Genomic DNA, 6000 nt, shown 5'->3' with positions numbered 1-6000 from the left:
CGGCAGCCACTCTTGGACTTTTACTTTCCAAGACGATGTTTTTCAGGCTTTCGATCCTTTCTAATGGCGCCATTTTAATATGAGCCTCCATCGCTGGAAGCTTGGCTTCAGCCAAATTAGGAACATATTCTAAAAAATATTGAAAATCCATAATCAAAGTCTATTTTTGCAGTCAGAATATAATATAAATATAGTTTAGAAAATGGCTTTGCGCAAATTTTCTAAAACCAAAACAAACAAAATGTATAGCAAAGAAGAAACTCAAAAATTAAAACGAGAATTCTGGGTCACATTCGCAGAGAAGTATCCCCGGAAATGGGTGCTATACGATACCAAAATAAAAGATTTCTCTTTTAAGTTTTATGTAGATAATAAGAAAGCCCAGGTACTAATTGATATCGAGCATCGCAACGATGACTTGCGAACTGGCTATTTTGAAAAACTAGAAGCTTTAAAAAGTATTTTAGAGGAGGAATTCGTCAAAGATTTGGTATTCGAAAAAAATTACGTTCTTGAAAATGGAAAAACCATTAGCCGCATTTGGATTGAAAAACTAGGAGTAAGTGTCAGTAACCGCAGTTACTGGGATGAAATATTCTCTTTTTATAACGAAAAAATGAGCGCTTTAGAGCTTTTCTACTCAGAGTATGATGACTTTATTAAAGATGTAAATTAGCTAAGGTCGAACGAGGTGTAGCTTTACATTCCTACCCAAGCAAAAAAATATTTCAAATAAAAAAAGTCACAATCAGCGACTTTCTTTATTTTAGACATTACATATTGAATATATTATATAAGATAATCCTATTGTTGTAATTGATGTATAATTGCTTCCTGTTACCCTGATTTTTCCTGGTAATTATAGACAGAGTACAGTCATCTCCGTTGTTGTCCTTACAAGTAAAAGAATAGACAATATCTGTATCATTTTCCTCAGTGGGCTGATACTCGATGATTTCAAACAACTGAATAGCTTGCGAGTACACAATGATTCTACTCTTATCTGTATCTAATGACACTAATAGATTCACTAATTTCAAGTCGGACCATTTACCCCATTTACCTCTTTCGTTTTTTTCTAAAACACTAAAACCAGAGGTTTTGAATTGATACTTCTGACTATAAGAATGTTGCAAGCCAAGGCATAAAAAAAGCAACACGATATATATTTTAATTTTGTTCATTAGTTATAAAAATTAGAAATCAAACGACTGCATTTCTTTTCTTGCTTTTTCAAAATCTGCCATCATTTCAACAATGATTTCCTCTGTTGATTTTATCTGATGAATTAATCCTGCAATTTGGCCAATCTCCAGCTCGCCCTCAATTAAATCGCCTTCAAACATACCTCTTTTTGCCCTTGCTCTGCCCAAAAAAGTCACTAATTCTTCCTTTGTTGGACATTTTTCATACAAATCTTGAAGATCCTGGTAGAATTTATTTTTAATCAATCTTACTGGTGCCAATTCTTTCAATGTCAATTGCGTCCCGCCTTCCTGTACTTCGATAATTGTTTTTTTGAAGTTCTCATGTGCCGAGGATTCTGTTGAAGCTGCAAACCTACTTCCCACTTGAACACCATCGGCGCCCAAGACCATCGCAGCAAGCATTCCCCGCCCGTCAGCAATACCTCCAGCAGCAATTACCGGAATCTGTATTTGTTGTTTCACCATTGGAATCAAAGTGAATGTTGTTGTCTCATCTCTTCCATTATGTCCGCCCGCTTCAAAGCCTTCAGCCACTATGGCGTCAACACCTGCCGCTTGCGCTTTTAAAGCAAAAACAGTACTACTTACCACATGAACAACAGTAATCCCGTTTTCTTTTAAGTAAGGCGTCCAGGTTTTAGGATTTCCAGCCGAGGTAAAAACAATTTTCACCCCTTCTTCGACGATAATCTTCATGATTTCCTCGATATTAGGGTACAACATCGGGACATTCACACCAAAAGGTCTTGAGGTCGCTTTTTTACATTTCTGAATATGCTCCCGTAGTACTTCAGGATACATAGATCCTGCCCCTATCAAGCCTAATCCTCCTGCATTACTTGCTGCGCTGGCGAGTTTATAACCACTAACCCAGATCATTCCTGCTTGGATAATAGGATATTTAATATTGAAGAGCTTTGTAATTTTATTCATTAGTAATTTGAATGTTATTGTTTTATGATTTTACCGCTCTTTGAGAAAGCATCGGCTTCTATTTTGTAAAAATAAATCCCATTGCTCAATGACTTTAGTGAAAAAGTATTCGATTGATTGCTGATGGTTCGCTCCAAAACTTTTTTACCTAAAACAGTATAAAAAACAACTGTTCCTTTATTGAAGCTTTCTGGAAAAGAAACTGAAATTAGATCAGTAGTTGGGTTTGGATAGGCAACAAAGTAATTTTTAGTAAAATCATCTACAAACAATACCTTGCTTAAGGCTAGGCTAAAATCTGGGATTCCATAACCATATTGAGCGTTAGGCACCGCAAATCTATCTGCCGACTCAATGATTAGCTGCCTGATTTCTTTGTTTGTTTTATTGGGAAAAGCTTGCCATAAGCAGGCCACCATTCCCGCCATAATGGGACTTGAAAATGAAGTTCCATTTGCTGTAATTATATTCCCGAATTGGTCAGATAAAACTGCTGAAACGCCCTGTGCCATAACATCTGGCTTAATTCGGTTATCATAGGAAGGACCAATAGAACTAAACGAAGCTCTTGCCTTTATTGAATTTACAGCGCCAATTGTAAGTACTGAAACCGCATCGGCAGGTGCCCCAATATGAGGTTCTGAAGTAGTTCCTTCGTTGCCTGCTGATGTAACCACAATAATACCTCTACTAAATGCAATTTCTGCACCACGCGAGATAAAATTAGTGGTACCATTCATATCTGTATAGCTATGACTGTAAGCGGTGTTGTCATATTCAAAATATCCTAAGGAAGAATTAATAATATCTACCCCTAAACTATCCGCTTTTTCTGCAGCTTCAACCCAAAGGGACTCTTCAACAGGATTTTCAGAAGCATCGTTCTCTGTTATAAATAAGTAATAAGAGGCGTCTGGAGCTGTGCCCACTAATGCATTTTGCTTGTATCCTCCCATAGAAGAAAGTACAAAGGTACCATGAGAACTACCACTATAAAAATTAGCGCTTCTCGATACATAATCGTAGCCACCTAAAATTTGATTGTTATCTCGCAACCTTTGGAAAGGTTGGGCTGTATTTACCCCAGGAAAACCAGCATCCATAATAGCAATAATCTTTCCTGAACCAGTGTAGTTTTGTTGATGCAAAATATCACCGTTAAGCATGTGGATTTGATTTGCCGAGCTACCGTAAGCATAATCTATTTTTATTTTCTTAGTCTTACTTTGTTCATTTATCTTAAACGATTTGGCTGTCTTTCCTGTTTGGTTTAATACTTTATTTGCAAAATCTAATTTGTCAACAAAAGCAAACGTTTTTAATGAATTTATTGCGGTCTGAGTTCCTCTAACATGAATCGCATTGAGCCATTTTGATTTGGCCATCACCGTAATACCTGAGGCTAACTTTATTTGACTTATATAGGATTTGTCAATCGGAATATCTTTTAGATCTAAAACGATATTTTGATTTATTCTTCTATCCAAGGCTGTTTGCGAAAGCATTTCTAAGGGTGAATCAAAATAAAGCTGAGAATTATTTTTGGCAGTAAAGTACACCCAAGCATCCTCTTGTGAAAAAGCTATGGTAGTGAGAAATAAATAAAAGAATAGAAAAACTTTTTTCATAATCAAGTATTACATTAAACGAATCCTCAGTGTACAGATTTCTTAACTGCAAGAAAAATATTTACGACAATATCACATTCGAAAAGTAAAGATTATCATATCAAAGTACTAAACTAAGAAATAACTCCCGAACCAACTAATTCATCATCAAGATACCAAGCTGCAAATTGCCCTTCAGTGATTGCTGATTGTGGTTCTTGAAATGAAATATACATTCCGTCCTCAAACTGATGTAAAGTAGCTTTTTGTAATGGTTGTCTGTAACGTATTCTTGCCATAACTTCCATTTGTCCGCCATTATCCAAAGCTAAATCAGTACGAATCCAATGTACTTCTGATTTTTCTATAAACAATCCCTTTCTGAACAGTCCTGGATGTTGACTACTTAAACCAGTGTAAATCGTGTTAGTCTCTACATTTGTTGCAATAATAAATAAAGGGTCAGTTGTCCCCCCTACATTCAAACCTTTTCTTTGACCGATTGTGAAGTAATGTGCACCCTGATGTTTTCCAACTACCTTACCCATTTCAGGGGTGTATGCAATTTTATTGGATGCTAATAACAATGAATCTTTAACAGATAACTCTTGTTTATCCTCAGTATTATATATCGAATGCTCTTTGTCTATTTGAATAATAGATCCTTCTTTTGGCTGTAATTTTTGTTGTAAAAATTCTGGCAAACGTACTTTTCCTATGAAACATAAACCTTGAGAATCTTTCTTTTCGGCTGTGACCAATTCCATTTGAGCAGCAATGTCCCGCACTTCGGGCTTGGTTAACTCTCCAATAGGAAATAATGATTTTGCTAACTGTTCTTGAGACAATTGGCAAAGGAAATACGATTGATCTTTATTATTATCGGCACCAGCAAGTAATTGATATACTGTTTCGCCACTGACTTCGATTTCGCTTTTTTTACAATAATGACCTGTGGCAACATAATCAGCACCAAGGCTTAGAGCAATCTTCATAAAAACGTCAAATTTGATTTCGCGGTTGCAAAGAACATCAGGATTTGGAGTTCTCCCTTTTTCATATTCTCTAAACATGTAATCGACAATTTTTTCTTGATATTGCTCACTCAAATCTACTGTTTGAAAAGGAATTCCCAATTTTTCAGCGACAAGCAATGCATCATTACTATCCTCTAACCATGGACATTCATTGGAAATTGTAACTGAGTCATCATGCCAATTTTTCATAAAAAGGCCTATCACTTCATACCCTTGTTGTTGCAACAAATATGCGGCAACACTCGAATCAACACCTCCAGAAAGTCCTACTACAACACGTTTCATTTTGAAATCTTTAATAATTTTATAAGACTGCAAAGTTACAATGTTTTATTAGAGTATCTGTACAAGGATAAAGTTAATTGCGATTGGACTTTGAGATGCTCTGTGGATTACTCATGTCAATTTCTTTAGTTAATTTGCCTTTTTCGAAAAATTGCCAAATACCCGCTTTCTTCCCCTTTACAAATTGTCCTTTAGAGACCATATTGCCATCGGGATCTCTAAAAATGGCCAATCCGCTATATTCACTATTTTTATAAATTGATTCTTCTAAGACAACTCCGTTTTCAGAATATTTCTTATAGACTCCCTCCTTCAAATTATTTTTATAATTGGTTTCTTCGGCAATTTTACCACTTGTATAAAAAACGGACCGCAACCCTTCCAGCTTACCGCTTTTATAGTTTTCTATGGTCATAACGGTTTGTGAAGCCTGATGATAATATTTCCAAAGACCTTCAAATAGTTTATTGGATACTACACCTTCACTAACTTTATTTTTTGCCTGATCAAAAAAAATAGTATATGCTGAATTCTCTTTTGCATTAAACTCTCTAGTGGCTACTATAGATTTTGCTTTGGTATCATCAAAAAACTGAAAAATTCCAATTTCTTTTCCATGCTCAAATGCCCCTTCATATCTTGGTCTTTTAGATTCCTCATAAAATCCTTTCCACGATCCATGCTTTTTTCCTTGAGCATCTAATTTATTAAAATCTGTTTGAGACATTAGCGTTTGGCTAAAAATCATCAAAAAGAACACTTTAAAAAAACAAAACTTAATTTTTTTCATAACTATCAAATCTTTACTTAAACCTGCTCAATAAAAAGCTTTACGTATGAGCACAAAATTACATTTTATTACAGAAAAAGCATATTCAAATAATTCTATAATTACTACTAGTCAAAATATACACGTTATTTAATCTAATC

At 35.2% G+C, this 6000-nt stretch carries 6 protein-coding genes; 1 reads left to right on the top strand and 5 read right to left on the bottom strand.

The features are described 5' to 3' along the window. Positions 1 to 241 precede the first annotated feature (241 nt). Positions 242 to 676 (top strand): DUF4268 domain-containing protein, encoded by a 435-nt coding sequence (locus HJ01_RS08735; RefSeq protein ID WP_040473817.1) that lies wholly within the window; start codon positions 242 to 244, stop codon positions 674 to 676. Between the two features lie 97 nt (positions 677 to 773). Here the strand turns inward: HJ01_RS08735 and HJ01_RS08730 are convergent, their stop codons facing one another. From HJ01_RS08730 to HJ01_RS08710, 5 genes are all read right to left on the bottom strand, one after another. Continuing rightward, positions 774 to 1184 (bottom strand): hypothetical protein, encoded by a 411-nt coding sequence (locus HJ01_RS08730; RefSeq protein WP_040473796.1) that lies wholly within the window; start codon positions 1182 to 1184, stop codon positions 774 to 776. 12 nt (positions 1185 to 1196) lie between these two features. After that, a complete protein-coding gene (locus HJ01_RS08725) occupies positions 1197 to 2141 on the bottom strand; it encodes an NAD(P)H-dependent flavin oxidoreductase (protein ID WP_007138010.1) in 945 nt (314 codons plus the stop codon). Positions 2142 to 2155: 14 nt separating this feature from the next. Then, entirely contained in the window at positions 2156 to 3769 is a 1614-nt protein-coding gene (locus HJ01_RS08720; RefSeq protein ID WP_007138009.1) for a S8 family peptidase, read from the bottom strand. A gap of 113 nt (positions 3770 to 3882) precedes the next feature. Then, positions 3883 to 5070, bottom strand: a complete 1188-nt coding sequence (gene mnmA, locus HJ01_RS08715) for a tRNA 2-thiouridine(34) synthase MnmA (protein ID WP_007138008.1) — start codon at positions 5068 to 5070, stop codon at positions 3883 to 3885. A gap of 73 nt (positions 5071 to 5143) precedes the next feature. Continuing rightward, positions 5144 to 5797, bottom strand: coding sequence for a toxin-antitoxin system YwqK family antitoxin (locus HJ01_RS08710; RefSeq protein ID WP_238531079.1), 654 nt, complete (start codon positions 5795 to 5797; stop codon positions 5144 to 5146). Between the last annotated feature and the right edge of the window lie 203 nt (positions 5798 to 6000).

Source organism: Flavobacterium frigoris PS1, assembly GCF_000252125.1.
Taxonomy (GTDB): Bacteria; Bacteroidota; Bacteroidia; order Flavobacteriales; family Flavobacteriaceae; genus Flavobacterium; species Flavobacterium frigoris_A.
Note: the sequence above shows the minus strand (reverse complement) of the source record. Positions and strands in the feature narration are given on the sequence as shown.

Bases quoted from the DNA above. Each gene is read 5' to 3' on its own strand.
- HJ01_RS08735 (WP_040473817.1), top strand. From the start codon at position 242: ATGTATAGCAAAGAAGAAACTCAAAAATTAAAACGAGAATTCTGGGTC.
- HJ01_RS08730 (WP_040473796.1), bottom strand. From the start codon at position 1,184: ATGAACAAAATTAAAATATATATCGTGTTGCTTTTTTTATGCCTTGGC.
- HJ01_RS08725 (WP_007138010.1), bottom strand. From the start codon at position 2,141: ATGAATAAAATTACAAAGCTCTTCAATATTAAATATCCTATTATCCAA.
- HJ01_RS08720 (WP_007138009.1), bottom strand. From the start codon at position 3,769: ATGAAAAAAGTTTTTCTATTCTTTTATTTATTTCTCACTACCATAGCT.
- mnmA (WP_007138008.1), bottom strand. From the start codon at position 5,070: ATGAAACGTGTTGTAGTAGGACTTTCTGGAGGTGTTGATTCGAGTGTT.
- HJ01_RS08710 (WP_238531079.1), bottom strand. From the start codon at position 5,797: ATGTCTCAAACAGATTTTAATAAATTAGATGCTCAAGGAAAAAAGCAT.